At 42.7% G+C, this 26,624-nt stretch carries 28 protein-coding genes and 1 tRNA gene; 8 read left to right on the forward strand and 21 right to left on the reverse strand.

All coding sequences use genetic code 11. The annotated features are described in order from the left end of the window. Window positions 1-59 precede the first annotated feature (59 nt). The 4 genes from NYE25_RS20930 to rpsF all read right to left on the reverse strand — a co-directional run bounded on the left by NYE25_RS20930 (window position 60) and on the right by rpsF (window position 3,699). Window positions 60-2,015, reverse strand: coding sequence for an endonuclease MutS2 (locus tag NYE25_RS20930; RefSeq protein WP_076285058.1), 1,956 nt, complete (start codon window positions 2,013-2,015; stop codon window positions 60-62). Window positions 2,016-2,565: 550 nt separating this feature from the next. Continuing rightward, on the reverse strand, window positions 2,566-2,838 hold the full coding sequence (gene rpsR, locus NYE25_RS20935; RefSeq protein WP_036651767.1) for a 30S ribosomal protein S18: 273 nt from the start codon (window positions 2,836-2,838) through the stop codon (window positions 2,566-2,568). Between the two features lie 21 nt (window positions 2,839-2,859). Then, complete coding sequence (ssb, locus tag NYE25_RS20940; protein WP_036677780.1) at window positions 2,860-3,366, reverse strand: single-stranded DNA-binding protein; 507 nt, start codon at window positions 3,364-3,366, stop codon at window positions 2,860-2,862. A 48-nt stretch (window positions 3,367-3,414) separates the two neighbouring features. After that, window positions 3,415-3,699 (reverse strand): 30S ribosomal protein S6, encoded by a 285-nt coding sequence (gene rpsF / locus NYE25_RS20945; RefSeq protein ID WP_036677776.1) that lies wholly within the window; start codon window positions 3,697-3,699, stop codon window positions 3,415-3,417. 215 nt (window positions 3,700-3,914) lie between these two features. Between rpsF and NYE25_RS20950 the strand changes: the two genes are divergently transcribed. Beyond that, on the forward strand, window positions 3,915-4,112 hold the full coding sequence (locus NYE25_RS20950; RefSeq protein WP_042131720.1) for a YjzC family protein: 198 nt from the start codon (window positions 3,915-3,917) through the stop codon (window positions 4,110-4,112). A gap of 382 nt (window positions 4,113-4,494) precedes the next feature. On the opposite strand, the gene NYE25_RS20955 is transcribed toward NYE25_RS20950, so the two are convergent. The 4 genes from NYE25_RS20955 to NYE25_RS20970 all read right to left on the reverse strand — a co-directional run bounded on the left by NYE25_RS20955 (window position 4,495) and on the right by NYE25_RS20970 (window position 6,136). Further along, window positions 4,495-4,585: transfer RNA gene (locus tag NYE25_RS20955), tRNA-Ser, on the reverse strand. Window positions 4,586-4,628: 43 nt separating this feature from the next. Further along, window positions 4,629-4,841: a DUF951 domain-containing protein gene (locus NYE25_RS20960; RefSeq protein ID WP_042193044.1), complete on the reverse strand. Its 213-nt coding sequence runs from the start codon at window positions 4,839-4,841 to the stop codon at window positions 4,629-4,631. Continuing rightward, entirely contained in the window at window positions 4,841-5,869 is a 1,029-nt protein-coding gene (locus tag NYE25_RS20965) for a mechanosensitive ion channel family protein (protein ID WP_341146781.1), read from the reverse strand. Before NYE25_RS20965 ends, NYE25_RS20960 begins: the two co-directional genes overlap by 1 nt. Before the next feature lie 15 nt (window positions 5,870-5,884). Beyond that, window positions 5,885-6,136: a DUF3343 domain-containing protein gene (locus NYE25_RS20970; protein WP_042193047.1), complete on the reverse strand. Its 252-nt coding sequence runs from the start codon at window positions 6,134-6,136 to the stop codon at window positions 5,885-5,887. Between the two features lie 118 nt (window positions 6,137-6,254). On the opposite strand from NYE25_RS20970, the gene yyaC reads away from it, so the two are divergent. Beyond that, on the forward strand, window positions 6,255-6,860 hold the full coding sequence (yyaC, locus tag NYE25_RS20975) for a spore protease YyaC (protein WP_341146782.1): 606 nt from the start codon (window positions 6,255-6,257) through the stop codon (window positions 6,858-6,860). Here the strand turns inward: yyaC and NYE25_RS20980 are convergent. The 12 genes from NYE25_RS20980 to rpmH all read right to left on the reverse strand — a co-directional run bounded on the left by NYE25_RS20980 (window position 6,835) and on the right by rpmH (window position 18,259). After that, the gene (locus tag NYE25_RS20980) at window positions 6,835-7,335 is read right to left on the reverse strand and encodes a DUF4446 family protein (protein ID WP_341146783.1); all 501 of its coding nucleotides are present in this window, start codon (window positions 7,333-7,335) and stop codon (window positions 6,835-6,837) included. The genes yyaC and NYE25_RS20980 overlap by 26 nt on opposite strands. 20 nt (window positions 7,336-7,355) lie before the next feature. Further along, the gene (locus NYE25_RS20985; RefSeq protein WP_341146784.1) at window positions 7,356-8,516 is read right to left on the reverse strand and encodes an aminotransferase class V-fold PLP-dependent enzyme; all 1,161 of its coding nucleotides are present in this window, start codon (window positions 8,514-8,516) and stop codon (window positions 7,356-7,358) included. A gap of 110 nt (window positions 8,517-8,626) precedes the next feature. After that, window positions 8,627-9,469: a ParB/RepB/Spo0J family partition protein gene (locus NYE25_RS20990; RefSeq protein WP_149644927.1), complete on the reverse strand. Its 843-nt coding sequence runs from the start codon at window positions 9,467-9,469 to the stop codon at window positions 8,627-8,629. Then, window positions 9,462-10,223, reverse strand: coding sequence for a ParA family protein (locus tag NYE25_RS20995; protein ID WP_042131728.1), 762 nt, complete (start codon window positions 10,221-10,223; stop codon window positions 9,462-9,464). Before NYE25_RS20995 ends, NYE25_RS20990 begins: the two co-directional genes overlap by 8 nt. 209 nt (window positions 10,224-10,432) lie before the next feature. Then, window positions 10,433-11,248 carry a nucleoid occlusion protein gene (gene noc / locus NYE25_RS21000; protein ID WP_076285062.1) on the reverse strand — a complete coding sequence of 272 codons (816 nt, stop codon included), beginning with the start codon at window positions 11,246-11,248 and terminating at the stop codon, window positions 10,433-10,435. A 410-nt stretch (window positions 11,249-11,658) separates the two neighbouring features. After that, complete coding sequence (gene rsmG / locus NYE25_RS21005) at window positions 11,659-12,384, reverse strand: 16S rRNA (guanine(527)-N(7))-methyltransferase RsmG (protein ID WP_341146785.1); 726 nt, start codon at window positions 12,382-12,384, stop codon at window positions 11,659-11,661. Between the two features lie 3 nt (window positions 12,385-12,387). Then, window positions 12,388-14,274 carry a tRNA uridine-5-carboxymethylaminomethyl(34) synthesis enzyme MnmG gene (gene mnmG / locus NYE25_RS21010; RefSeq protein WP_042193060.1) on the reverse strand — a complete coding sequence of 629 codons (1,887 nt, stop codon included), beginning with the start codon at window positions 14,272-14,274 and terminating at the stop codon, window positions 12,388-12,390. A gap of 38 nt (window positions 14,275-14,312) precedes the next feature. Continuing rightward, window positions 14,313-15,689, reverse strand: coding sequence for a tRNA uridine-5-carboxymethylaminomethyl(34) synthesis GTPase MnmE (gene mnmE / locus NYE25_RS21015; protein WP_341146786.1), 1,377 nt, complete (start codon window positions 15,687-15,689; stop codon window positions 14,313-14,315). A gap of 109 nt (window positions 15,690-15,798) precedes the next feature. After that, window positions 15,799-16,533 carry an RNA-binding cell elongation regulator Jag/EloR gene (gene jag, locus NYE25_RS21020; protein WP_042193066.1) on the reverse strand — a complete coding sequence of 245 codons (735 nt, stop codon included), beginning with the start codon at window positions 16,531-16,533 and terminating at the stop codon, window positions 15,799-15,801. Next, a complete protein-coding gene (locus NYE25_RS21025) occupies window positions 16,530-17,396 on the reverse strand; it encodes a YidC/Oxa1 family membrane protein insertase (RefSeq protein ID WP_042193068.1) in 867 nt (288 codons plus the stop codon). The genes jag and NYE25_RS21025 overlap by 4 nt, the downstream gene beginning before the upstream one ends. Before the next feature lie 86 nt (window positions 17,397-17,482). Next, window positions 17,483-17,833, reverse strand: coding sequence for a ribonuclease P protein component (gene rnpA, locus NYE25_RS21030; protein WP_042193070.1), 351 nt, complete (start codon window positions 17,831-17,833; stop codon window positions 17,483-17,485). Window positions 17,834-18,124: 291 nt separating this feature from the next. Further along, window positions 18,125-18,259 carry a 50S ribosomal protein L34 gene (gene rpmH, locus NYE25_RS21035; protein WP_039295761.1) on the reverse strand — a complete coding sequence of 45 codons (135 nt, stop codon included), beginning with the start codon at window positions 18,257-18,259 and terminating at the stop codon, window positions 18,125-18,127. A gap of 673 nt (window positions 18,260-18,932) precedes the next feature. Here rpmH and dnaA point away from each other — a divergent pair. The 6 genes from dnaA to gyrB all read left to right on the forward strand — a co-directional run bounded on the left by dnaA (window position 18,933) and on the right by gyrB (window position 25,260). Next, on the forward strand, window positions 18,933-20,279 hold the full coding sequence (gene dnaA, locus NYE25_RS21040; RefSeq protein WP_042183777.1) for a chromosomal replication initiator protein DnaA: 1,347 nt from the start codon (window positions 18,933-18,935) through the stop codon (window positions 20,277-20,279). A 197-nt stretch (window positions 20,280-20,476) separates the two neighbouring features. Further along, the gene (gene dnaN / locus NYE25_RS21045; RefSeq protein WP_042123045.1) at window positions 20,477-21,619 is read left to right on the forward strand and encodes a DNA polymerase III subunit beta; all 1,143 of its coding nucleotides are present in this window, start codon (window positions 20,477-20,479) and stop codon (window positions 21,617-21,619) included. Between the two features lie 48 nt (window positions 21,620-21,667). After that, window positions 21,668-21,898, forward strand: coding sequence for a S4 domain-containing protein YaaA (yaaA, locus tag NYE25_RS21050; protein WP_042123047.1), 231 nt, complete (start codon window positions 21,668-21,670; stop codon window positions 21,896-21,898). A 20-nt stretch (window positions 21,899-21,918) separates the two neighbouring features. Beyond that, window positions 21,919-23,037 (forward strand): DNA replication/repair protein RecF, encoded by a 1,119-nt coding sequence (gene recF / locus NYE25_RS21055; protein WP_042123050.1) that lies wholly within the window; start codon window positions 21,919-21,921, stop codon window positions 23,035-23,037. Between the two features lie 16 nt (window positions 23,038-23,053). After that, a complete protein-coding gene (gene remB / locus NYE25_RS21060) occupies window positions 23,054-23,302 on the forward strand; it encodes an extracellular matrix regulator RemB (protein WP_036677731.1) in 249 nt (82 codons plus the stop codon). A 47-nt stretch (window positions 23,303-23,349) separates the two neighbouring features. Further along, window positions 23,350-25,260 (forward strand): DNA topoisomerase (ATP-hydrolyzing) subunit B, encoded by a 1,911-nt coding sequence (gene gyrB, locus NYE25_RS21065; RefSeq protein ID WP_042183779.1) that lies wholly within the window; start codon window positions 23,350-23,352, stop codon window positions 25,258-25,260. Between the two features lie 183 nt (window positions 25,261-25,443). Here gyrB and NYE25_RS21070 read toward each other — a convergent pair whose 3' ends face one another. Further along, window positions 25,444-26,319: a YheC/YheD family protein gene (locus tag NYE25_RS21070; RefSeq protein WP_341126515.1), complete on the reverse strand. Its 876-nt coding sequence runs from the start codon at window positions 26,317-26,319 to the stop codon at window positions 25,444-25,446. Window positions 26,320-26,624: the final 305 nt, after the last annotated feature.

Consider the following 26,624-nt stretch of genomic DNA (forward strand, 5'->3'; position numbering starts at 1 on the left):
CACTTATTTCGTTATATCTATAAAAAAAGACCTGTCTCGTGGACAGATCTTCATTGAATCTATTCTTCATCTCTGTGCGTAATCGTTAAACCCTCAACATGCTTACGCTGCATCAACTTGCGCTTTTTACGTGTATCCTTACTCTCAAAAATAATATCAAAGTCATATTCCTCCGGGTATAGCTCTTCTTTTGAAAGATAGGGCTTCAACCGCTTATGGTTAATTTTCATTTTTTGCTTCTGGATCATCACCCCAACCATTCCTAAATGATCTCTCTTCTCATATACGATCCCTGTCCGGCCGAGTGACGTTACCACAACTGCATCTCCAATTTCAAATTGAATCAGCTTCTCCTTGCTGCGGTCAGATGGAGCAGCCTCTTCTTCTGCGTTGCCATGTTCCTTTTCTGGAAGTGCAGCATATTCTTGCTCTCCATCTTCTTTGCTCAAAAAACTTCCCCATGCCTCTCCGCTGCCTTTCTGTAGCCTTTGTTGCTGCGCCTCTACGATTTCCCATGATCTCTTAATAACGTTATCCTGTATCCCCAGCTTTTTAGCGATCTGCAGAGCGTAACTTTCCCCCGCTTCTCCAATCGTCAATCGATACAACGGCTGTAGCGTTTCTTTATCAAATTCCATTCGCGCATTTTGAAAGCCCGTCGTTGCGGCTGCAAAGGCTTTTAGCTCATTAAAATGTGTAGTAACAATAATATTCGCCCCTTTACGGCTCAGCTCTTCCAGAATCGCGATAGAGAGCGCAATGCCTTCCCCGGGATCCGTACCAGCCGCCAGCTCGTCAATGAGCAGCAGCACCCCTTTAGATGCATCTCTCAGCATTCCCTCAATACTCTTCATTTGCGCCGAGAATGTGCTGAGTGATTGTGCCAGACTTTGTCCGTCGCCAATTACACTGATTACATCCGTAAAAATAGTGAATTCGCTACCCTCCTCGACCGGAATCAACAGCCCCGATTGAGCCATGATCGTCAGCAGCCCTAGTGTCTTAAGGACCACAGTTTTACCACCTGTATTTGGGCCTGTAATGATGAGGGATTTATACCCCTTACCAACCTCCAGATTGATCGGAATCATCCCCTTCAGCATGGGATGCCTGCCTCCATTCATCTTTACAAAGCCTTTCGCATTCAGCGTAACAGAAGATGCCCCCAGCGTTCGTGCATATTTAGCTTTAGCAAAAATAAAATCATACGTGCCCGTAGCTTCAATATTAAGGTGCAGGGCAGCCTGTTCCTGTTCTACCAAGCTAGTCAGCATGCTGAGGATTACGGCTTCTTCTCGCGCCTCTTCACCCAAAAGTAAATCAAGCTCAATTTGGAGAGCAGCGATCTCGTCTGGTTCAATAAACACCGTCTGTCCACTTGTGGATTGATCAAGCACCGATCCTTTTATTTGTTTATGATATTCCCGTTTTACGGGGATAACGTAACGCCCACCTCGCTGACTATAAATATTCTCCTGCAAAATCGATTGATGGCGTGACATAATTCCGTCGATTTTTTTATGAAGACGTTCTTTAGCCACTACAATCCGTTTACGAACTCGCTCTAACCCCTTACTTGCTCCATCATCAATCGCACCAAAACGGATACAACGATCAATAGCCTCCCTCACGTGATTTAACTCCATCAACGAGGATGCATATGCAGCAATCCGTGGAGCACTCTGTTCTTTAGAGGCCATATATTTGCGCAGTTGACTACAGCTCTTAAGAAATGTAGCAACCGCAGTGAAATCTTGCTCACTGTACAAATATCCAGTCCCCATTAATGACATGATCCACTCAATGCCTTCTAATGAAGGAATGGGTACACTCGATCCTCGTTCCAGCAGTTCTTTAGCTTCAGAAGTTTCCTCCATTGCTCTTTGAATCGTCGGCAAATAGGTCATTGGCATAAGCTCTTCTACAGCTTTTTTTCCTACATAAGATACTGCGTGGCGCCCAAGCTCTGTTTTAATGATTTCGTATTCCAGCGTGTTTAGACTTTGTAAATTCACAGCAAATCCTCCTTCAAATCTCTATTGGTTTGGACCTAATTCTCCATAACGCAAAGAAGGGCAAAGAATGCCACTATGGCAGTCCTTGCCCTTCTTTTTATACTGATGCCCTCTATTGTCCTAAGGCCCCGAAATGAGAACAGGTGCCGAAAAACAAAAAAACCGTGCAATAAGAGCACGGTTAATTACAAAGAGAACAACAGCCGTAAAGAGGCCATTTGACGCTTCGTGTGTTCTTAACTAAATCATCCACCCGTAAGGAACAACAGACTGCTGCGTAATACGAACTCAAATAGAGCACGTAATCGCCTCATGACAAGCCTGCTAAAGTCTTCCTAATCAAGTGTTATGAAATTGCTAGTTAAGAACGGTCACCGACATCAAAATTTCCCCTTTAGTTATAGGATAGCTGTAATTTAACATAATAAAGTGCCAACGTCAAACGATTCAACGCCCAAATAATTCGATTTCATGCTTACCCTACTATTAATGCTTCCTTTTTTGCATACAAAAAAAGCAGCCGGTTTCCCGACTGCTTTTATAAAACGTCCTATTCCGTTGTGTAAGGAAGCAACGCGATTTGACGCGAGCGTTTTACAGCAATGGTAAGAGCGCGTTGGTATTTTGCACTTGTACCTGTTACACGACGTGGCAAAATCTTTCCACGTTCGCTGATGAACTTCTTAAGAAGTTCGGTATCTTTATAATCAATGTGAGTAATCTTGTTCACAGTGAAAAAGCAAACTTTTTTACGCTTGTTGCGTCCACCACGACGTGCTGGTCTTTTGTCGTTGTCAGCGCCTTCTCTTGGTTTAAAAGCCATATTCTTTTCAGTCCTTCCTAATTAAAATGGCAAATCATCATCCGATATATCAATCGGTTTACCATCGCCCGAAAAAGGATCTTGAGTATTGTTGTTACGCGAGAAATTATTGTTGTTATTTCCGCGTCCAGCGTTACCACCGCCACCATATGCTGGCTCTTCAGGCATACTACTTGCACCACTTGAAGTATTTCCACCTTCACGGCTCTGTGAAGATTCCAGGAAACGAACATTATCAGCAATAACTTCAGTTACGTATACACGTTTGCCTTCGTTATTCTCATAATTCCGCACTTGGATGCGTCCTTCCACTGCTGTCAGACGACCTTTGCGCAAGTAATTGGCACAGGTTTCTGCTAGCTGTCTCCAGGTTACAACCGGGATGAAGTCTGCCTCACGTTCACCGTTCTGGCCCGTAAAGTTACGATCTACGGCTAGCGTAAATTGCGTTACGGCAACACCAGCGGGAGTATAACGAAGTTCCGGGTCACGGGTCAACCGTCCGATCAAAATGATACGGTTCAACAATTCTGGTCCCCTCCTTTAGAGCGATTCATTACAAAGCTTGTCAAGATCTTAAGCAACGTCGTTCGTAATGAGATAACGAATAACTTCGTCAGAAATCTTCATAAGACGTTCTAATTCAGTAACTACTGCAGGTTCTGCATTGAAGTTAACCAAAACATAAACGCCATCACGGAATTTCTTGATCTCATACGCAAGACGGCGTTTACCTTGCACTTCGTGCTTTGTAATTTCCCCGCCATTGGAGATGATGCCTTGGAATTTATCGACTGCTGCTTGAACGGCTTCTTGTTCAATGTCAGGACGAATAATGTACATCACTTCATATTTGCGCATAATTTTCACCTCCTTATGGTCTGAGGCCCCTAATCACGTCAGGAGCAAGGAACGAGCACAAACATAGACTCGCACCTGATTAATATACCAAAATGAACAGCAGAGTGCAAGCAATATTAATACAGGACAACTCCTCCCCCTCTTTTTACATGAAAAAATCACTACCTGCGCACAATAATTACGAATTCATCTACACTAAAAAAGGAGGAATAATGATGGGTGAGAAAACGGAATATGAAGAAGGCGACAAGGCCCCCAATCCAGGCATGTACACAGAGGTAGGCGAAGCCCGAAGCTTCCATACTGAGATTTCGAATCCACAGCACATTAAAATGGAAAAAGGGGACACCTTCCCTGAGACCACCAACAAAAATCGAAAGTGGAAAAAGGTTGAAAAAGCACGGGTCCACTAATTCAAAAATATTTTAAAAATAAATGTGTATAAAAAGCCCGACATTACACATACTATACTCAGGCAGTACAAAAGAGAGGTGTGGTTCCGTTGGCCGTCGTAGACGAACACAATCACAGGAGATCTGATTCAGCATCTATTGTAAGCTGGGAAGAGTAGTGGGTTATTGCCTTAAAAAAGCATTAGCCTCAGCAACGCCTAAATCACTTTAGTCGCTATAAACAGAGAAATTCCAAACATCATTGATGTACTGCCTCCTGAAGAAGGACCCGAAAGGGCCCTTCTTTTTGAGTTGTATATTATCCTGTTTATCGGCTATTATAGACACAAAAAAACCTCCGTTACAGGAACGAAGGAATCATTAAATGTTATATATGCTGAAGTGGCGGAGAGGGTGGGATTCGAACCCACGCACGCTTTGACACGCCTAACTGATTTCGAGTCAGCCCCCTTGGGCCTCTTGGGTACCTCTCCGCAGCAAAAATAATTGTATCATGCAGACATGCCATTTGCAAGCTTAATTATTGTCTGTATTTTCCTCCGCAGAGCGCAGTACCTTCTTCATATTCTTCTCGAATTTAGCACGGGGAATCAGAACACTATGCTGACAGCCTGTACATTTAATTCGGATATCCATCCCCATGCGAATGATTTCCATCTCATTAGATCCACAAGGATGCTGCTTCTTCATTTGCACTATATCCCCAAGCTGAAAAACTTTACGTTCCACTATTCTTCCCCCTCTTCTCCTTCTTGTGTAGCTGCGATTTGCCGTCTTGATCCAGTGTTTGCCGACCCTGTAACTTCTAGTGCATGTTCTGTTTTCGCAAGATCTATTTCAGCCTTCGCCTCTGCCTCTGCTTTCTTACGTGCTTCTTCTTCAGCTTGAGCTAGTTCCAGCATGCTCTGTTTCTCTAATGCCTGCTTTATGTCGTTCTGAATTTGTCTTTCCGCTGCATCTCTTGCATTAGGAGCACAGCTGGCAGCTATACGAATCACATATTCCGAGGTACTCATGGACTGTATTCCGAGCACGTTAGGGTAAGCAAGCACATTGGAGTTACGTTCTTCTATTCCTTTTAGCGCCTCGCCAATTAATCCTAACGTGGCTTCCAAGCTTCGCTCCATTTTAACAGGAACATCAACTACAGCCAATGCATTGGAAAGAGAATAGTTCGTCACATTCGTAATTAGTCCATTAGGGATAATAAATACTTCTCCGGTTGCACTTAACAGTCTTGTTGTTCGCAATCCGATTAATTCTACAGTCCCTTTATAAGTACCTGTCTGAATTACATCACCAACCGCAAATTGATCCTCCAAAATAATAAAGAACCCTGTAATAACATCCTTCACCAGACTTTGTGCTCCAAAACCTACTGCCAGACCAAGTACACCTGCTCCGGCCAACAAGGGTGCTAAATCGAAGTGGAACTCTGAAAGAACGAGCATGATCATCACAAAATTACAGATAACCGTTACTACATTTTTCATCAATTCCCCTACCGTAGTAAACCTTCGTGTGTTAGACAGAATTCTGCCACCCGTTTTACGTTCAAGCGAACGATCAATAATATTAGAAACAATCTTAATAATAACCCTAGTTAAGAGAAAAATAATAAGAATTCGTAGTCCTGAGAATAAGACATTGGCCCACATATCAGCATCGGTAAACCAATTCCACACCTTATCTTTAAAACGCAAGGCATCTTTTACAGCATCACCGGGAGTAGTAGCCTCTAATATCCACCTATTCATATTGTATAGTCCTCCCTACCTCTCAATCAGTATGTAGTTCTCGTTGTGTTTTCCGTAGATACCGCGTATTTCGATATTCTGTTCCGTTACTATCCTTTGTACCTCTTCCAGTGCACTTTGATAAAACTGAATCGATATCGCGCATCCTGCCGTGATCTCTTTCGGGGTTGGAAATATATCAATTTCAATTTCCGCATACTCAAGCAGCATTTCAGCACGAAGCGCCTGCTGGGTAGAGTCAAACGCGATCAACATCTCTTCCTGCATATACGTTACGCCTCCCATAGGTTTATCGTCCTATCTCTTGCCGCTGTAGTATAAAACCCCTCTTCTATCCATATACTAGATACCATCAAATAGAATCAGCTTCAGAAAGGAAGATGGTATGAATTTTTCGTCGAAAGCTTCATCAGCGCAAGAAACGTCCTGTTTAAAAATATCACATACCGATCCCGATATCTATTCTGCTATTACCCACCGACTACTGTTTCACTTTGCACGTACACGCCCGGAAACACAGATTGTCGTCATTTGTGTAGGTACGGACCGATCCACAGGAGACTCTCTTGGCCCTCTTGTTGGCACTGCATTGTCACGTTTTCATAGTCCGCTGTTTCATTTATATGGAACTCTTGAGGAGCCTGTCCATGCTGTTAACCTTGAGGAAACTCTATCCCTAATCAACGAAAGATATAGTAACCCCTTTATCATCGGTATAGATGCTTGTTTAGGTCACTCTACTAGTGTAGGATGCATCCAAGTCGTTGAAGGGCCTTTGAGACCAGGTGCTGGCGTAAATAAACAATTGCCGCCGGTAGGTGATATCCATTTGACGGGAATCGTTAATGTCGGCGGCTTTATGGAGTATTTTGTATTACAGAACACGCGATTAAGTTTAGTTATGCGATTATCTGATATTATAGCTACGAGTCTATATTCTGCCTTAAAGCAATGGAATCTTCATGCTAGGTCCGCTGCAACGCGAGAGTAACTACTTCTTTTTCTTCAGGTGATAAGACATATTGTGATTCGCCATTCTGCATAGGTTTAGAGTAAATGTAAGAATTCTCACGATTATGAAGACTGGTTAATACAATACCACTACTGTTGTCATCCAGTATAGCCACTGAGAAACTCAGATCATTGCCACGTTCACCAAAGGCATTATAACGCTTCAGCGCAATATTGGACTTCATGCCACGCATTCTAGTTTGAGTTGCTTCTAATACGGTTTTTTGCTCACGTTGTTCTTCTTCCAGCATGTCGCTTTGGTTCTTCAGATCAATTAGAAGGCCTTCCAGATCCTCCACACCGCTCCCAGCCATCATGGCCTCATATTTACACCGCATAGCACGCAGCTTAGCCCCCTGGGCGATCACAGTGATTATCAGCACCAACATAATTACTGTAAAACCAAACACAAACCACTGCAACTGCTCACTAATTAATTGATTTAATTCAGACATGAATGGACCATCCTTTTTATTCATCTGCTGCGGGCATTGCCATATAACTCATCCATAGCAGCCAGCATTCTGCTTATATTATGCTCTGTCGTATCTACACCTACACTCGCCCGAACAGCACCACTCTCTATCGTGTCAACCGCCTTATGTGCTAAAGGGGTACAATGCATGCCCGCTCTAACCGCTATTTTATAATCACGATCTAGGCGATGAGCGATATTTGCTGACTCTTCTCCATCCACTACAAACGATACAATACCGGTTCTTGGCGCCCCTAGTGAGGGCCCTAATAGTCTAATGTTCGGGATGTGGGACAACCCCTCCATCAGTCTTTGAGTTAACGCCCACTCTCTCTCATGAATAACGCTCGTCCCTAAAGATTGTACCTTTTGAACACCTGCTAGTAAACCGGCAATCCCTACCGTATTTTGCGTTCCCGCTTCATACCGATCTGGACGAACAGAGGGCTGTTCACTGTTTTCCGATTGACTACCAGTTCCTCCATGCATCAGGGGTTCCAGGTCCAATTCAGGTGATATATAAAGTCCGCCGGTTCCTTGTGGTCCAAGTAGTCCTTTATGCCCCGGAAATGCCAACAAGTCTATATTCATTTTTTTAACATCAATATCAATTGAACCTGCGCTTTGAGCAGCATCCACCAGAAATACAGCACCATGCGATTTAACGATATCGCCAATATCACCGATAGGGAGTATACTTCCTAGTAAATTAGAGCTGTGATTGCAGATCACCATTTTGGTATTCGGCTGGAAAGCATTTTTGAGTTCTTTTAAATCCAATTGCCCTTCACGATCCACTTTTAGATAATCAACTTTTATCCCTAGTGTCTTACGCAAGTATTCCAGCGGCCGTCTCACAGAATTGTGTTCTGTCATCGTTGAAATCACGTGATCTCCCGCTTTAAGCGTCCCTCTGATCGCCATATTCAAACTCATCGTAGTATTATGGGTAAAAGCTATATCTTGCGCATTAGATACACCGAACAATCCCGCCAGCACACTCCGCGTTCTTACTAACACTCGGCCGCTTCCCATCGCTAGCGAGTAATTACCTCTACCAGCATTCGCTCCTGACTGCAGAGCATTCATCATCGCAGCTGCAACCTCTGGTGGTTTCGGCCACGAAGTAGCTGCATGATCCAGATATACGAAGTCTTCCATAACCTCGCTCCTCGTCTATTACCCTTTTTTAATCAACTTATTCAAAAAAACATACCCCTAATTATCCGATTAAGGATATCTCAGGATATGTTCTTGGCATAGATACCCATTTAGTTACCCAATAATTCCAACAATCTTTCTAAATCCTGAGCACTGTAGTAATTCAGTTCAATCTTTCCTTTTTCCTTACCCTGTTTTATTTTCACCGTTGTTTTAAAACGTTCGCGTAATACTTCCTCAACATTATCAATATAGGGATCACGTTTAATAACTTTGACTTTAACTCCATTAGTAGGTTTTCGGTCCAAGTTCTTTACTGTTTCTTCTAGCTCTCTTACACTCCACTGTTGTTCCACGCATTGTTCGGCCAGTTGTTTAATTACTTCTGGATCCTTTAAAGCAACAATTGCCCGCGCATGCCCCATTGACATTGTTCCACGTGAAACATATTCTTTTACTTCTTCAGGTAAAGAAAGCAATCTCAGGAAGTTGGCGATATGAGATCTGGACTTTCCTACCTTAAGCGAGAGTTCTTCCTGCGTGAGTGAAAACTGATCCATTAAGCCTTGGTAAGCCACTGCAATTTCCATTGCATTTAGGTTCTCACGTTGCAAGTTCTCGATTAATGCAATCTCCATGACTTGCTGATCACTAAGATTTCTAACGACTGCTGGAATTGTAGCTTTGCCACAATATTGCGAGGCACGGAATCTGCGTTCGCCGGCAATGATCTCATACCCCTTCAATACGCTACGAACAATGATCGGCTGAATCACGCCATGTTGTCTGATAGATTCTGCTAGTTCTTGAATGGCCTCTTCATTAAAATCTTTGCGCGGTTGATATGGATTAGCCCGAAGTTGAGCTAAAGGGATCTCAACTACCTTATCATCTTCATTAATCGATAAAGAAGGGATTAGCGCATCCAGACCTTTTCCTAATCGTTTACTCATAAGAAATCACTTCCTTTGCCAACTCTAAATACACTTCCGCTCCTTTAGAGCGAGGATCATAAGTAATAATGGATTGCCCATGTGACGGCGCTTCACTTAACCGGACATTCCGAGGGATAATCGTTCTATATACTTTTTCTTGGAAATACTTCTTAACCTCTTCTATCACTTGAATTCCCAGATTGGTCCGGGCATCAAGCATAGTCAATAATACTCCCTCTATCTTCAGATGCGGGTTGAGATTCTTTTGCACCAGACGAACGGTGTTTAAAAGCTGACTCAAACCCTCAAGTGCATAATATTCACACTGGATCGGGATGATTACCGAATCCGCTGCCGTAAGAGAATTGATTGTTAAAATGCCAAGTGAAGGAGGACAATCGATGATAATATAATCATAATTGTTTTTAACCGCATTCAGCGCCTTTTTTAGCTTTAGCTCTCTGGAAATCGTCGATACTAACTCGATTTCCGCACCCGCTAATTGAATGGTCGCCGGAATGATATGCAGTCCTTCATTTTGAGTTTCCAGTATGGTTTCTAGAGGATTTACCTCATTTATAAGAATGTCATATATACAATTCGCCACGTCCGCCTTGTTGACGCCAACGCCGCTAGTAGTGTTACCTTGAGGATCGATATCAACTAGAAGCACTCTTTTTCCTAATGTAGCCATACCGGCACCTAGGTTCACGGAGGTTGTTGTTTTACCGACACCGCCTTTTTGATTTGCTATGGCAATAATCTTGGACACTTATTTCACCTCGAATAGTTAGGAAGAATCTTCTCGTAGATCGCAAGTACAAATGTTCCTGACGCTGATATAGCGTCACACTTTATGAAGAATATAGACAACTATTATATACTGGAACTTTAAATTACAGGCCTGGCCAACACATCCCGGTTCTAGCCACACCAAAGGCGGCCAATCACCTCAAGGCCGCCTTCAGCTTTTGAAACAATTTATCTTTTGGGGATTTGGATTACAATCTCGTAATGGTCACCACGGTCATTTTCTGACGTTTTGATTTCCATCCCTGAGCCTGACACCATATCAATAGATTGACGAATTGTATTAAGAGCTAGACGAACATCCTTGGTATAGGAGACCCGCTTTGATTTTTTAGTTTGTGAGACTTGTTTGTAGAAAGCAATACGAGCTTCTGTTTGTTTAACATTTAAGCCTTTTGAAATGATTTCTGCCAACACTTTCAGTTGCATCTCCACACTATCGAGTGATAATAATGAACGTGCATGTCTTTCAGAAATCTGACGCTCCATTAACGCCGTCTTAACCTCTTCAGGTAAATTAAGTAAGCGAATTTTATTAGCTATGGTAGACTGACTTTTACCTAGTCGTTGTGCTAAGCTTTCTTGTGTCAATTGATGAAGATCAATTAACTTTTGATAAGCAACAGCTTCTTCAATAGAGGTCAAGCCCTCACGCTGTAAGTTTTCTATAAGCGCAATAGATGCGGCCTGTGAATCATTGAATTCACGAACAATGGCTGGAATCGTCTCTAAACCAAGCTTTTTGACCGCACGCCAGCGTCGTTCACCTGCGATAATCTCGTACACGGAATCTCGCATGCGTACAACTATGGGTTGAATGACCCCATGAGTTTTAATCGTCTGGCACAACTCATCGATCTTGTCGTCATCAAATATCGTCCGTGGTTGGTAAGGACTGCTAATGACCTCATGAACTGGTATTTGTTTAATTTCTTCTCCGCTGCTCCGCTCGGTAAATCCAAATAGCTTGGTAAATTGTTCTTTCATTCCGTTCATAACCACCTAATTTCGTTATAGTACGATCTTCTTGACCTTCTTCTCGGAAAGCGTATCGTACAGCAATAAAAAACATTCTGATATTATGAAATAGCCTGCAGCTATCAGGCATCATAATCTCTCCTTCTTTCGAACAAGAGTACAGAGAAGGAGTTATATACAAAATTAAAAGTCTACTATGCTATTCTATCACTTTTCTCTACATAATCATATTCTCCGTAAAGACCTATTTTTCCTGCATTTTCATAATGATAGCCGCTTAATAAACATATCAATTTAGTTTATCTTTTAATTAACGTTCATTTAAGATCATTATCGCAATTCCACTCAAAAAAGGTCATCCTCTAAAAAGAAGATGACCTTAAATATATTTGTCAATCTATAATGTTTCACGTGAAACATTATTTGATAAGTGGTGTTTTGGCAGGAATTCCCGCTTTTCGTGGGTACTTAGCAGGAGTGGCACCTGTCTTACGAATAATGACAATATGTCGCGCCGACTCTTCCACAGGCAAGCTGAACGACTCTACTTTACAAAGTTGAGCACGAAGCTCTTTTAAGCTGTACTTCGCCTCACTTAATTCTTCTGATGGATCGCTTCCCTTCATGGCAGCAAAAACTCCATCCTTACGTGTGAAAGGAAGACAAAACTCATTCAACAAGGATAATCTTGCCACTGCACGCGCAGTCACCAAATCATAGGCGTCACGATGCTTGAATTGCCGGGCAATATCCTCCGCTCGACCATGAATCAATTGCACATCAGTTAATTTCAACGTAGTACAGACATGCTGCAGAAAAGAGATTCTTTTACTTAATGAATCAATGATCGTAAGTTTTAAATGTGGAAAACAAATCTTAAGCGGAATGCCTGGAAACCCGGCTCCCGAACCGATATCTGCCAAATTGTTTATCTCATTGATATTAAGGAAAAAGGCTAGAGAGATCGAATCATAAAAATGTTTCGTGTAAACCTGCTCACGCTCTGTTATTCCAGTGAGATTCATTTTTTCATTCCAGGATACGAGTTCCTTATAGTAAAGATCGAATTGCTCCAATTGTTCTGCTGTAAGTGTAATGCCTCTTTCTTGTAAAAGCTGAGTGAATTGAACTTCCGTATTATCCATAGATTATCCTTTCGCCGCGGTTACCCGGTTGTAATGCTCGAGATATACGAGGAGAATAGAAATGTCGGCAGGTGTGACTCCCGCAATCCGAGAGGCCTGCCCGATAGAGATTGGACGGATCTTAGTCAGCTTCTGCCGCGCTTCCATCGCTAATCCATGGATTTCATTATAATTAATGTCATCTGGAATTTTCTTCTTCTCCATCTTTTGCAAGCGCTCCACATGTTGGAGCTGTTTTTCAATATATCCGGCATATTTGATTTGGATTTCCACTTGCTCCTTCATTTCTGCATCCAGCATTTCCGGTGATGGCGAGACTTGATCTACGAAGCTATATACAAGCTCTGGACGCCGCATCAAAACAAGCAAATTACTGCCGTCTACAATAGGTGCCGATTCATATTGCGCTAGTACATGGTTTACCTCAACAGGTTTAACCTTTGTCTCTTGCAGACGAACAATTTCACGCTCCACCCGTTCTTTTTTATCCGTGAAGTTATCGAAACGTTCCTGCGTAATCAAACCAATGTCGTAACCGATAGGTGTAAGTCTTAGATCTGCATTGTCATGACGAAGCAACAAACGATATTCTGCACGTGAAGTAAGCAGACGGTAAGGTTCATTAGTGCCTTTAGTCACCAGATCATCAATGAGTACACCAATGTATCCCTGTGAACGATCTAAGATTACGGGTTCTTTGTCTTGCACTTTGCGCGCTGCATTAATTCCAGCCATTACACCTTGTCCAGCTGCTTCTTCATAACCGGAAGTTCCATTGATTTGTCCAGCAGTGAAAAGACCTGGTAGACGTTTAGTTTCAAGAGATGGCCATAGCTGTGTAGGAACCATTGCATCATATTCAATAGCATAGCCGTTACGCATCATCTCTACCTTTTCCATACCAGGGATGGAACGCAGAATCGCCAGCTGTACATCCTCAGGAAGACTAGTCGACAGACCTTGTACATAGTATTCCGATGTATTTTTTCCTTCTGGCTCTAAAAAGATCTGATGCTTAGATTTATCACTAAATCTTACTACTTTATCTTCAATAGATGGGCAATAGCGTGGACCTGTTCCTTCAATAATACCCGTGAACATCGGCGCACGATGAAGGTTGTCATTAATAATCTGATGAGTAACCTCAGAGGTATAAGTTAACCAACAAGGAAGCTGTTCATTGTTGGATGATTTCGTTTCAAACGAAAAGAATTTAGGCTCATCGTCGCCGGGTTGAATTTCTGTCTTCGAGAAATCGATCGTATCGCGATGTACACGTGGTGGTGTACCTGTCTTAAAACGTACCAATTCAAAACCAAGCTCCCGCAAATTCTCAGACAGCTTCACTGATGGCTGCTGATTGTTAGGTCCACTCTCATATGTCAGTTCACCCATGATCACCTTACCACGCAGGTAAGTACCTGTAGTCAGGATAACAGTCTTACTATGGTATTCCGTTCCTGTCTTCGTAACTACACCCGCACAACGTCCATCCTCAACGATTAAACGCTCAACCATCCCTTGACGAAGCGTCAAATTAGGCGTTTTCTCCATCGTTTCCTTCATTGTATGTTGGTACAAGAACTTATCAGCTTGTGCACGCAATGCATGCACCGCAGGTCCCTTCCCTGTGTTAAGCATACGAAGCTGAATAAAAGTCTTATCTATATTACGGCCCATTTCTCCGCCTAGCGCATCAATCTCACGCACCACATGTCCTTTGGCAGGTCCGCCTATGGACGGATTGCAGGGCATGAATGCAACCATATCCAGGTTAATTGTGATCATCAACGTGCTGCAGCCCATTCGTGCTGACGCTAGAGCTGCTTCGCAACCGGCATGACCGGCGCCAATGACGATTACGTCATAGTTGCCTCCATCATAACTCATGTCCTGTTTCCCCCTAATGTTATATTAAAATGTAAAACCTATTTTCCTAAACAAAATTGTGAGAATATTTGATCTAACAACGAGTCCGCTGCCGTATCGCCTATAATTTCACCGAGTTGTTCCCATGCTAGCCGTACATCGATTTGAATCATATCAATTGGAATATACTGTTCCGCCGCATCGTATGCATCCTGTAGTGATTTATAGGCTTTTTTAAGCAGTGCAATATGTCTCACATTACTTACATATGTCAAGTCACCCGATTCCAGCTTTCCACCAAAAAAGAGTGTCGAAATGGCATCTTCAAGTTTGTCTAGACCTTCCTCTTCCAGAACGGACATCGGTACGATATTGGACTCCTCAAAGAACGAGAGCAACTTATCCTTATCCAGTTTGGGCGGTAAGTCCATTTTATTCATGATCACTAGGCATTGTCTACCGTGGATTTGTTCCATCAATGCCAATTCGTCCTCATGCAGCTCTTCGTTAGCATTTAGCACAAGTAGAATCAGATCCGCATCACTAACTGCCGCCTTGGAACGTTCTACGCCAATCTTCTCCACTACATCCATCGTTTCACGAATTCCCGCCGTATCAAGCAGCTTAAGCGGAATGTTGTTTATCGTTATATATTCTTCGATGACATCACGTGTTGTTCCAGGAATATCTGTTACTATCGCTTTGTTATCACGTGCTAACGCGTTTAATAAAGAAGATTTACCAACATTGGGGCGACCAACTATAGCTGTCGTTATCCCCTCACGAAGAATTTTTCCTTCATTAGAAGTCTTAAGAAGCTTTGTGATTCCTTCCATCACTTCACTGCTTTTATCTTTAATAAATTCAGCTGTCATGGATTCTACATCATGCTCTGGATAATCTATATTCACTTCGATATGAGCCAGCATCTCAATAAGTGTATGGCGCAAAGCATGAATTCGATCCGACAAGGATCCACTGACCTGCTTTAAAGCCACAGAAAACGCACGATCCGACTTCGAGCGAATGAGATCAATAACCGCCTCAGCCTGTGATAAATCAATACGTCCGCCCAAGAAAGCACGCTTGGTGAACTCACCCGGCTCGGCTAACCTTATCTCCTGCTGAAGAAGTAAATCCATCACCCTTCTTACAGAAATTACACCACCATGAGCACTGATCTCTACTACATCCTCGGTCGTAAAAGAACGTGGGCCTTTCATTACGGTTACAAGTACTTCTTCTATCTTCTCTCCGTTATCCGGACTAACGATATGCCCATAATGAACGGTATGCGATTCCGCTTCAGTTAACGGAACTCGGCTACGAAACAAAGGCGCCACTTGGGAAATAGCCTGAGGGCCACTTACCCGAATAATAGCAATTCCTCCCTCGCCTAATGCCGTCGATACGGCAGCAATGGTGTCACTAAGCATGCTGTTTTTCACCCCAAAACCTATATTTTTTTGATCATAAACGGTCTTATATTGTTAAAAAAGCAATGACCCCTTACATTGGTCAAGGAGTCATTGCATCATATAGTCTTTACTTCAAAGTTATAACGACGCGGCGATTTGGCTCTTCGCCCTTACTAAGGGTATTCACTTGCCGATGATCCTGTAATCTGGAGTGAATAATTTTCCGCTCCTGAGGCGACATCGGTTCCAGTACTACCTCTTTACGAGTCCGAATGACACGACTGGCTAAACGATCAGCCAGCTCTTCGAGAGTTTTTTTACGCCGCTCACGGAAGTTCTCCGCATCTAGCACAAGCCGTATAAAACTGTCGGAGTAACGATTAGCTACGATATTAGCCAAATACTGCAGAGCATCGAGAGTTTGTCCTCTTCTACCAATCAAAAGACCCAAATCTGGACCTGATATCTGCAGAATCGTGGATTCCTTGGTGTGGACGATTTCAACTTCCACTTCGAGCCCCATGCTCTTAGCGACATCCACAATGAAATGAACGGCTTCTTGGTAAGCTTCCTCCACCGGTTGTCCGGAATCTTGGCGTGGCACACCGCCGTTAGCCTCCTGTTTGCTCTCTCTTGTTGACTGCTGAGGCAGTGACGGAGCACTCGCCGCTGATGCCGGTGCGGCTTCGGCTATCAAGGTTAACTCAACCTTGGCACCTTTCGCACCGATCAATCCCAGGAATCCTCTTGATGGCTGCTCAAGTACGTTGACCGTTACCCGGTCCTTTTGAACTCCAAGCTGGGTTAGTCCCCGTTCTACAGCTTCTTCAATGGTTTTCCCTGTTGCGACGACTTTGCTCATTTTGACTTTTTGGCTCCCTTCGATGCTTTACTGCCGCCTTTACTCTTCACAGCAGTTGAGTCATCTGTACTTTTCACAGCACTTGCGATTGCCAATTTATGTTTATCGTTGTTGCGATATAAGAAATAGTTCTGAACAATAGTGTAAATGTTACTGTAAACCCAGTATAGCGGCAATGCTGCTGGGAAGTTGTAGGACATAACGAAAATCAGAACTGGATAGATCATCATCATGAACTGCATTGGCCCTTGTTGTTGCATCGGGTTCATTTTAGTCATCATTCTAGTTTGTATAAATGTTGTTAATGCTGCAAGCACTGGTAAGATAAACAGATGATCCGGCTTACCTAGCTCCAGCCATAAGAAGGAGTGCTCTCGTAGATGTGGATTATAGTAGATCGAGTTGTAGAGAGCGATAAAGATAGGCATTTGTACGATCAGCGGTAAACAACCCGCCATTGGATTAACCTTATTCTCTTGGAACAAACGCATCGTTTCTTGCTGCACCTTTTCAGGTGTGTCTTTATATTTTTTCTGGATCTTTTGGAGTTCCGGTTGAATGGCTTGCATTGCCCGCGAGCTCTTCACCTGTTTAATCGTAAGCGGAAGAATCAACGTGCGGACAATAATAACCATCACAAGTACGGCTAAACCATATTCTCCGTTAAACCAATCAGCAAACTTGTCCAAGGCAATGGCGAAATAATACACTACATTACTTTGCCAGAAGCCTCCATTCTTTAAATCCTCCGTAGTGTGCGTAACAGCAGCTGACGGAGCGCATCCCGACAGAACAGCTAACGACAACACCATCACTGTGATGAGGAGAAACCATTTTCCCCGTCTAGTCTTCATTAGAGACACTTCAAAACCCCTCTCTTGAACATTCCATTCCACCGTAAATCATACCATAATTATGAATACAAATAAACAAGCCTCTTATGCGTCCTTTATTTGCGGGAAGCCTTGAGTAGCTTGGCTTTGCGCAGTACATGCAGCACGCTTTTTTCGAGCTCTGCGTATTCCATGGAAAGCGCTCCTTTTCTTACGATAAACACCATATCGAGTCCACCTGCAATTTCAGGTTCATGATGACGAACGATTTCCTTCACCAATCTTCTCATTCGGTTACGGACAACCGCGTTTCCAACCTTTTTACTGACCGATACCCCAACTCTAAATCGCTCTACCTCTTTTTTGCTAAACCAATACACTACAAATTGATGATTCGCAAATGACTTCCCATGGCGATATACACGACTGAAGTCGGCACGGTTTCGTAATCGTAACTTTTTGTGCACGGGAATCTCCTTCATAAATCCGGTTAAAAGTATCGTTCCGAATTTTTTTCTTCTAATAGTATAGTCATTTGGATGTCGCCATAAACGACCGCGACTACAACGCTGAAATTTCCCTTCTATATTATAGAAAGAAAAATATTCTCAACTTCTCACAAAATAATTCTGTATATACGTTAAATAGCCCCGCAAAGTGTAGCTAGCGCATTAAGCGAGATCCTAGTCGTTTGCAGAGCAAATAATAATAAAAAGCAGTAAAAAAAGACCACCGGAGTGGTCCCTTAGTGGCCTAACTTACGCACTCAAAACTTTTCTGCCTTTCAAGCGGCGAGCTGCCAGCACTTTACGGCCGTTTTTCGTGCTCATTCTTTTACGGAAACCGTGAACCTTCTTGCGTTTGCTCACATTTGGTCTAAATGTCGGTCTCATAATTGCACCTCCCTTACAGGAACTTAATTACTGTCATATAAGCAGAAACGGTCTAAGCCGTCCTTATAGTAGGGACAGTATCTACATGAATCATCATTTAATTATCGAGACATATCCTTACAGAAAACACCTTTATATATTTAAACATATTTTATGCGCAAAAGTCAACCTACTGCTGGCTCCAGACCCTCCCTCTAATTCAAGCCGCTTATCCACAACTCCCATTAGAAAAAAAGTAATCCACAAGATATGACAGTTATCCACCTGTGATCAAAAAATAAAGTCGACTACTCACAGATGAGCACAACCTGTGTATAAAATTATCGAAGCTTTGGCGTAAAGTGTCGAACCGTAAACAAATTATCAACAATATGTAGTGGTGTTCCTAATAATTGTACACAAGTGCTTGAATTTGTGGATAAAATAGCCCTGCTCATTGAAAAATAAGGGGCGTTTTGCTATGATGGTATTACTTTTGAATGTGAATAGATTTGTTTGTTCTCTTAATTATCAACAAGCTGTGGATAAAGTTGTGAACAAATCAAATTTATCCATATTTTTTTGTCTCTTCATATTGCCTACTGGGGATAAATATCAGCACCAACCTATTTTCTTCGACATTTCCACTTCATGGCTGATGCCACATTTGGAAGATTTAAAGGAGTGACAGTCTGTGGACAGCCATACTTCCGAATTATGGCAGCAAATTTTATCGATTATTCAAACCAAATTAAGCAAGCCGAGCTTTGATACCTGGTTTAAGGCTACTAAAGCGATAACCTTCAACTCCCAGGTTCTCATTATCTCGGCACCTACAACGTTCGCAGTAGAATGGCTGGAAAGTCGCTACACCAAACTAGTAGGAGCAACGGTCTACGAAGTCACTGGGAAACAAGTGGATGTAAAATTCGTGATTGAAGAAAGCAAGCCGCCTGAGCTTGTGGTTCAACAATCCGCTCCCACTCCCGTAGTATCACGAGAAGAAGCGCAAACGCATCTACTCAATCCCAAGTACACTTTTGACACTTTTGTAATCGGCTCCGGCAACCGTTTTGCGCATGCAGCCTCACTGGCAGTAGCCGAAGCGCCGGCCAAAGCATACAATCCCTTGTTTTTATATGGTGGTGTAGGTCTGGGCAAAACCCATTTAATGCATGCCATTGGGCACTATGTTCTAGAACATAACCCGAATAACAAGGTTATTTACATCTCATCAGAGAAATTCACGAATGAATTTATCAATTCAATCCGTGATAACCGCGGTGAAAGCTTCCGCAATAAGTATCGTAACGTTGACATTTTGCTTATTGACGATATTCAATTCCTCGCTGGAAAAGAGTCCACGCAGGAGGAGTTTTTTCATACGTTCAATGCGCTCCACGAAGAACGCAAGCAAATTATCATCTCCAGCGACCGACCGCCAAAGGAAATTCCCACACTGGAAGAACGGCTACGTTCCCGGTTCGAGTGGGGCTTGATTACGGATATTCAACCACCCGATCTAGAAACCCGAATTGCGATTTTGCGCAAAAAGGCGAAGGCAGAGAACCTTGATATCCCTAATGAGGCCATGATGTATATTGCTAACCAGATTGACACCAATATTCGTGAGCTGGAGGGTGCATTAATCCGGGTTGTTGCTTACTCATCGCTAACTAACCAGGATGTAACCACTCATTTGGCAGCTGAAGCACTCAAGGATATTATTCCTTCCAGCCGGCCTAAGATGATTACCATCGCTGATATTCAGCAAAAAGTCGGTGAATACTACAATTTACGCCTTGAAGACTTCAAAGCGCGAAAACGTACGAAAGCCGTAGCTTTTCCACGTCAAATCGCAATGTATCTCTCCCGTGAACTAACCGATTATTCGCTCCCTAAGATTGGTGAGGCATTCGGAGGACGTGACCATACGACCGTAATTCATGCGCATGATAAAATTACACAGTCATTAAAGGTCGATCAGGAGTTGTACAAAGTGGTAAATAATCTTGCGGAGAAAATTAAAAATCCTTCCTAAGAGGAACAAAGAGCCTATACACAATCTATACACATGTGGGTAGGCTTAATTTTATGCTATTTGATAGGGTTATCCACATATTAGACGCCCCTACTACTAATACTATTAAATAACTATAATAATTCATCATGTAAAGACGCGTAATAAAGAGATACCAATACAACGAAATTCCCAATTTTTCAGCTAGGAGTGAAATCATGAAAATAAGCATTCTTAAAAATGAACTCAACGAATCCATTCAACACGTATCCAAAGCTATATCCAGTAGAACAACCATCCCTATTCTGACCGGTATTAAGCTGGAAGTTAGCCATCAAGGCGTCACATTAACTGCAAGCGACACCGATATTTCGATTCAATCGTTTATTCCAGCAGAGAATGACAGCCATACGATCGTGAAGATAGATCAGCCAGGAAGTGTTGTTCTTCCCGCTAAATTTTTCGTCGAAATTATTAAGAAGCTGCCCTCCAAAGAGATTCACATGGAAGTTAAAGAAGGATTCCAAACGTATATTTCTTCTGGATCCACTGAGATTCAGATCGTAGGTTTAGACCCTGAAGAATTCCCGGTGCTACCGAGTATTGAGGAGAACGATACTATCTCCCTGCCAGGTGATTTGCTGAAAAATATGATTAAACAAACCGCTTTTTCTATTTCTACCCAAGAGACAACTCCGATTTTAACAGGTATACTGTGGAATCTGGCTGATAATGAGTTTAAGTTTACAGCGACAGACCGTCACCGCTTAGCTACAAGAGCAGCAAGACTAGAAGGTACGGAGAATGTCCAATTTGCAAATATTGTAATCGCCGGTAAAACCCTTAATGAGCTAAGCAAAATTATTCCTGATCAAAATATGCTCGTTGATATTGTGGTTGCGGACAATCAAGTTCTCTTTAAAATCGACAAAGTACTGTTCTATTCACGGATCCTTGATGGAATTTATCCGGATACTTCTAGAATTATTCCAACAACCTACAAAACAGAACTAACTTTGGACACAAAAAAATTAAGCGAATCGATTGATCGCGCTTATTTGCTGTCCCGTGAAGAAAAAACCAATATTGTGCGCATGCAGACGCTCGAGCAAGGTGGTATTGAAATTTCTTCTAGCTCTTCTGAGCTTGGTAAAGTTCGTGAAGAACTTGAAGTCATTGATTTCAAAGGTGAACCGCTCAAAATATCTTTCAACTCCAAATATATGCTCGATGTCTTAAAAGTTATTGAGAGTGAGCAGCTTGTAATAGCATTTACAGGAATGATGAGTCCGATCATTTTGAAGCCACTCGATCAAACCAATAGCTTGTATATTATTTTGCCTTACCGTACAACAAATTAATGCCAACATTCATGAACATGTGGATAAGTGGCTGAAAGGATAAAAACCATGAAAAAAATACTTATCCACAGTGGATATATTAAGCTGGATCAATTCCTGAAACTTTCTGATTGTGTATCCACAGGTGGAATGGCTAAAGCTTTGCTGCAAGAAGGACATGTACTTGTTAACGGAGAAGTAGAGGAACGGCGCGGAAGAAAACTTTATCCGGGTGATCAAATTGAAGTGCAGGATAACGGCACATTTCAGGTTGAAGGCGGAGGAGTCAAAGAGGAGTAGGCTAGGGGAGGAACCATTTCGTGTTTGTTAAAAATATCGGTCTGCAGCATTATCGGAATTACGGGCTGCTGCGTCTGGAGAGCTTGGGCGATGTGAATCTGATTCTGGGTCAGAACGCCCAAGGCAAAACAAACCTCATGGAGGCATTGTTCGTCCTGGCGATGACCAAAAGCCACCGCACCTCGAAGGATCGCGAACTTATCTCATTTGATGCCCCTGGAGACGCTGCTCAGATCATTGCCGAGGTAGAACGTAAGTACGGCGATCTCAAGCTAGAGCTCACCCTATCTGCCAAAGGTAAAAAAGCTAAGATTAACGGTTTAGAACAGCGACGTCTTAGTGAGTTTGTGGGATCACTCAATGTGGTCATGTTTGCACCGGAAGATTTAGAGATAGTCAAAGGCACACCTGGCATCAGACGGCGTTTTCTCGATATGGAGATTGGCCAAGTCCAGCCCAGTTATCTATTTCACCTCCAGCAGTATCAAAAAATTCTCTTACAAAGAGGCAATTTGCTGAAGCAGTTGTGGGGGAAAGAGGCAGCGGGAAAAGACCTTTTGGAAATTTGGGATGCTCAACTTGTGGAGCATGGTGTTAAAATCGTCAAAAAAAGGAAACAATTCATAAAGAAGCTGCAAATATGGGCTGAAAGCATACACCGGGGGATTACGAACGGCGGAGAAGAACTGAAATTGCTCTATGTCCCCTCTTTCGGCGATCGGGATGAGGAAGATGAAGCTGTCTTATTAGACAATTTTATGTTAAAGTTATCACAAACGAGAGAACAAGAAATCAGGCGCGGTATGACGCTGACGGGTCCCCATCGGGATGACCTGTCCTTTTTTATCAACGGAAGGGAAGCTCAGGTCTACGGTTCTCAGGGACAGCAGCGTACAACGGCTTTATCGCTCAAGCTGGCGGAAATCGAGCTGATCCATGAAGAAATCGGAGAATATCCTGTGCTGCTTCTTGATGATGTTTTATCCGAGCTTGATCCTTACCGACAGACCCAGCTTATTGAAACCTTTCAAAGCAAGGTACAGACATTCATTACCGCTACCGGGATTGAGGGTCTGAATGCCGATAAATTAAAGGGCGCCAGCCTATATCATGTTCATGATGGAAAAGTGGAGTTATAAAGAGCGGAGGAAGATCATGTATATTCATTTGGGCGGGGAGAAGATTATTCGCTCTTCGGAGTTAATTGCAATATTTGATATTTCGATTGAGAAATCTTCCAAGGTGTCTAAGCAATTCGTCATTCACTCTGAGCAGGACAAGAAGCTTGAGCGGATTGGTGAAGAGGAAGCAAAATCTATTGTCGTAACTAAAAATATCGTGTATTACTCCCCCATTTCCTCCTCCACTCTTAAAAAAAGAGCCAAAATTTTGCTCGAAATATAACTTGCGTTTAGTAACAAAGAGATAATCTGAAAGAAGTAGGTGAAGGCATGTCAATGAATCAACCGACATATGATGAGAGCCAGATTCAGGTACTGGAAGGGCTAGAAGCTGTCCGGAAACGTCCGGGCATGTATATTGGTTCCACTAGTTCTAAAGGTCTCCATCACTTGGTGTGGGAGGTCGTAGATAATAGTATCGATGAAGCCCTAGCAGGTTATTGTGACCGGATTCAAGTGATTATTCATGAGGATAACGGGATTACTGTTATCGATAATGGACGTGGCATACCTGTAGGTGAAAATGAAAAACTTAAAAAGTCGACGCTTGAAGTTGTAATGACAGTACTGCATGCAGGCGGTAAGTTCGGCGGCGGCGGATATAAAGTATCAGGCGGCTTACACGGTGTGGGTATCTCCGTAGTAAATGCCTTGTCTGAGAAGGTTGTTGTTAATGTTAAGCGTGATGGGCATATTTATCAGCAGGAATACAGACGTGGTGCACCACAGTATGAGATCAAAGTTGTTGGAGATACGGAAGAGACAGGTACGACTACAACTTTTCATCCGGACCCTGAAATCTTTACTGAAACCACGGTCTTTGAATATGCGACACTGCTTACTCGTATTCGGGAGCTAGCTTTTCTTAACAAAGGAATTGAGCTTTCACTGCATGATGAGCGGACCGATGTCACCAACGTGTTCAAATATGAGGGTGGTATCGTTGAATATGTGAAATATCTGAATGAGAAAAAAGAAGCGCTGCACGAGGAACCAATCTACGTGGAAGGTTCACGGGATATGATTCAGGTTGAAGTAGCTCTCCAATATAATGATTCGTATACAGAGAACATCTACTCTTTTGCGAATAATATTAATACCCATGAGGGCGGAACGCATGAATCCGGCTTCAAAAGTGCTCTAACACGTATTATCAACGATTACGCCCGAAAAGCGGGTGTGCTGAAGGATGGTAATTCAAATCTGACTGGCGACGACGTGCGTGAAGGATTGACAGCCATTATTTCTGTCAAAATTCCAGAGCCTCAGTTCGAAGGTCAAACGAAGACTAAGCTCGGAAATAGTGAAGTCCGTGGAATAGTAGAATCACTGTTCGGAGAGAAATTGCAGGAATTCCTGGAAGAGAACCCGGCAGTATCACGCCGTGTCCTTGAGAAGTCGCTTTCAGCTTCACGTGCACGAGAAGCCGCTCGTAAGGCTCGTGAGTTAACCCGCCGTAAGAGTGCGCTTGAAGTCAGTGCACTACCTGGTAAACTTGCGGACTGTTCATCCAAGGATGCGTCTATCAGCGAACTGTATATCGTCGAAGGTGACTCTGCGGGTGGATCGGCCAAGCAGGGCCGGGATCGTCATTTCCAAGCGATTCTACCGCTGCGTGGTAAGATTCTAAACGTAGAAAAGGCACGCTTAGACCGTATTTTATCCAACGCCGAGATCCGGGCTATTATTACTGCTCTTGGTACAGGAATCAGTGATGATTTTGATCTATCGAAGGCTCGTTACCATAAAGTCGTTATTATGACGGATGCCGACGTCGATGGAGCTCATATTAGAACTCTGTTGTTAACATTCTTCTACCGTTACATGCGGAAGCTAGTAGATGCAGGTTATATCTATATCGCACAACCGCCATTGTTCAAGATAGAACGCAACAAAGTGATCCGTTATGCAGGTAGCGAGAAGGAACGTGATGAGATTATCGCCTCTTTTGGTGAGAATGTTAAGGTCAATGTTCAGCGCTACAAAGGTTTGGGTGAAATGAATGCTACCCAGCTGTGGGACACGACGATGGATCCTGAGGCTCGTATGATGCTACAAGTAACGATTGAAGATGCGATGCTTGCTGATAGTATCTTTGATACGCTGATGGGCGATAATGTTGAACCAAGACGTGACTTTATCCATGAGCATGCGAAGAGCGTCAGATACCTTGATGTGTAAGAATTACATTCAAGCATAAACGCTTTCGACGTCCTTATAAGGACGATAAGCTTTTTAACGAGAAATATAAGACATATAGTATGGTGTAAAACTTATACTTTCTTATATTTTAATAAAACCTCCGGCTTCTGTTCCTAACGGAATGAGAATGCTGGAGGTTTTTTTGGTTTCAGAGCTGATTTTTTAGGCTTTAGTATATTGCCTATTGCGGGTAGTATATGGGGATTTTCTAGCTTTTACACGTCCATATGCTACAGCATAGCGGTGTATTCTACGATAGATAGATTTATCAGGAAATAACTTGAAAACAACAATGGATGGAAGCGTGTTGACCTCAAGCAGCCACATATCCATATGCTGATCCATGGCAATATCCAGACCAATTTCTTTAATTCCTGGATAGGTGGTTTCCAATTGGCCTGCAATTTGTACGCCTAAAGATTTTAATTGATTAATCGTGGAGAGTGTTTCAGAAGGGTTCATATGATTTTTTAATAATGTATTTACTGACAGAATACTACCTCCACTATGATAATTGGTGACGATTTTCTGAGGGGCAGCTACTCTTCCGAGCATTCCTGTTGTTTCCCATGCACCTGATGGAGTCTTTTGGGCAAGAACTCGAAGGTCGAAGGGACGATCTTGATGACGCAGGAGATCAATTCCTTTTTGGACGAGGTAGGTACGGTTCTGAATTCGTTTCTGTAAGGCCTCATGCAGCTCTTCGGGGGAGAAGAAAACTTCTGCCGTCTTTGCATATCTTAAAATATATAGGACCTGTGCTTCTTGCTGTTCTCTCTCCTCGTTATTGGCGGTGACATTCATTTCAGTCTTCTGCTGGCTAGGACTTAAAATCACCGTACGCTGCTCAGCTCTCATTACACCAATACCAAAGCTTCCGCGATCAGGTTTTATATAGACCATAGCATATAACGCAAGCATTTCTTTAAGAACATTTAAATCATATTTACGAGTATCAGGCACATATAGAGATAGAGATTGATTTTGAAGGATAACTTTTGTTTTAGCCCATTTACTTGGGACTCGTTGAATCTTCATTATCTTCCTCCTTAACAATTTTGTGCAGCATTTGCTCTTTTGAATTCCCTTGTACAAAACTTGCTGTGGAAGCATAATCTTTGGCAGGTGAAAATCAGGACAAGCTACCTAAACAATGGTATAATATAAGGATATGGGGTTATGCCTTATCGAACGATACTAGGATAATAAAACCGTGTTTCTTGTCTTTACAGTCTATGTACTAAAGACATTTGCGGAAAGGGCGAATACCCTAATCAGCGCAAAAGAAATCAATATTAGAAGATAAAAGGCTATCATGTTTAATTGTGCTACTTTTGTGAAAG

The organism is Paenibacillus sp. FSL E2-8871, from assembly GCF_038000345.1.
Classification (GTDB): Bacteria; Bacillota; Bacilli; order Paenibacillales; family Paenibacillaceae; genus Paenibacillus_AQ.

Coding starts and splice junctions, on each gene's coding strand:
- rpsF (WP_036677776.1), bottom strand. CDS start 3,699: ATGCGCAAATATGAAGTGATGTACATTATTCGTCCTGACATTGAACAA.
- rpmH (WP_039295761.1), bottom strand. CDS start 18,259: ATGAGACCGACATTTAGACCAAATGTGAGCAAACGCAAGAAGGTTCAC.
- yaaA (WP_042123047.1), top strand. CDS start 21,668: ATGAAAAAAATACTTATCCACAGTGGATATATTAAGCTGGATCAATTC.
- NYE25_RS20970 (WP_042193047.1), bottom strand. CDS start 6,136: ATGCAGGAAGAGATGTTGATCGCGTTTGACTCTACCCAGCAGGCGCTT.
- NYE25_RS20950 (WP_042131720.1), top strand. CDS start 3,915: ATGGGTGAGAAAACGGAATATGAAGAAGGCGACAAGGCCCCCAATCCA.
- gyrB (WP_042183779.1), top strand. CDS start 23,350: ATGTCAATGAATCAACCGACATATGATGAGAGCCAGATTCAGGTACTG.
- NYE25_RS20985 (WP_341146784.1), bottom strand. CDS start 8,516: ATGGAAGACTTCGTATATCTGGATCATGCAGCTACTTCGTGGCCGAAA.
- yyaC (WP_341146782.1), top strand. CDS start 6,255: ATGAATTTTTCGTCGAAAGCTTCATCAGCGCAAGAAACGTCCTGTTTA.
- rpsR (WP_036651767.1), bottom strand. CDS start 2,838: ATGGCTTTTAAACCAAGAGAAGGCGCTGACAACGACAAAAGACCAGCA.
- mnmE (WP_341146786.1), bottom strand. CDS start 15,689: ATGCTTAGTGACACCATTGCTGCCGTATCGACGGCATTAGGCGAGGGA.
- noc (WP_076285062.1), bottom strand. CDS start 11,248: ATGAAAGAACAATTTACCAAGCTATTTGGATTTACCGAGCGGAGCAGC.
- NYE25_RS20980 (WP_341146783.1), bottom strand. CDS start 7,335: ATGTCTGAATTAAATCAATTAATTAGTGAGCAGTTGCAGTGGTTTGTG.
- remB (WP_036677731.1), top strand. CDS start 23,054: ATGTATATTCATTTGGGCGGGGAGAAGATTATTCGCTCTTCGGAGTTA.
- dnaN (WP_042123045.1), top strand. CDS start 20,477: ATGAAAATAAGCATTCTTAAAAATGAACTCAACGAATCCATTCAACAC.
- mnmG (WP_042193060.1), bottom strand. CDS start 14,274: ATGAGTTATGATGGAGGCAACTATGACGTAATCGTCATTGGCGCCGGT.
- NYE25_RS21070 (WP_341126515.1), bottom strand. CDS start 26,319: ATGAAGATTCAACGAGTCCCAAGTAAATGGGCTAAAACAAAAGTTATC.
- NYE25_RS20990 (WP_149644927.1), bottom strand. CDS start 9,469: ATGAGTAAACGATTAGGAAAAGGTCTGGATGCGCTAATCCCTTCTTTA.
- rsmG (WP_341146785.1), bottom strand. CDS start 12,384: ATGGATAATACGGAAGTTCAATTCACTCAGCTTTTACAAGAAAGAGGC.
- NYE25_RS20965 (WP_341146781.1), bottom strand. CDS start 5,869: ATGAATAGGTGGATATTAGAGGCTACTACTCCCGGTGATGCTGTAAAA.
- jag (WP_042193066.1), bottom strand. CDS start 16,533: ATGAGCAAAGTCGTCGCAACAGGGAAAACCATTGAAGAAGCTGTAGAA.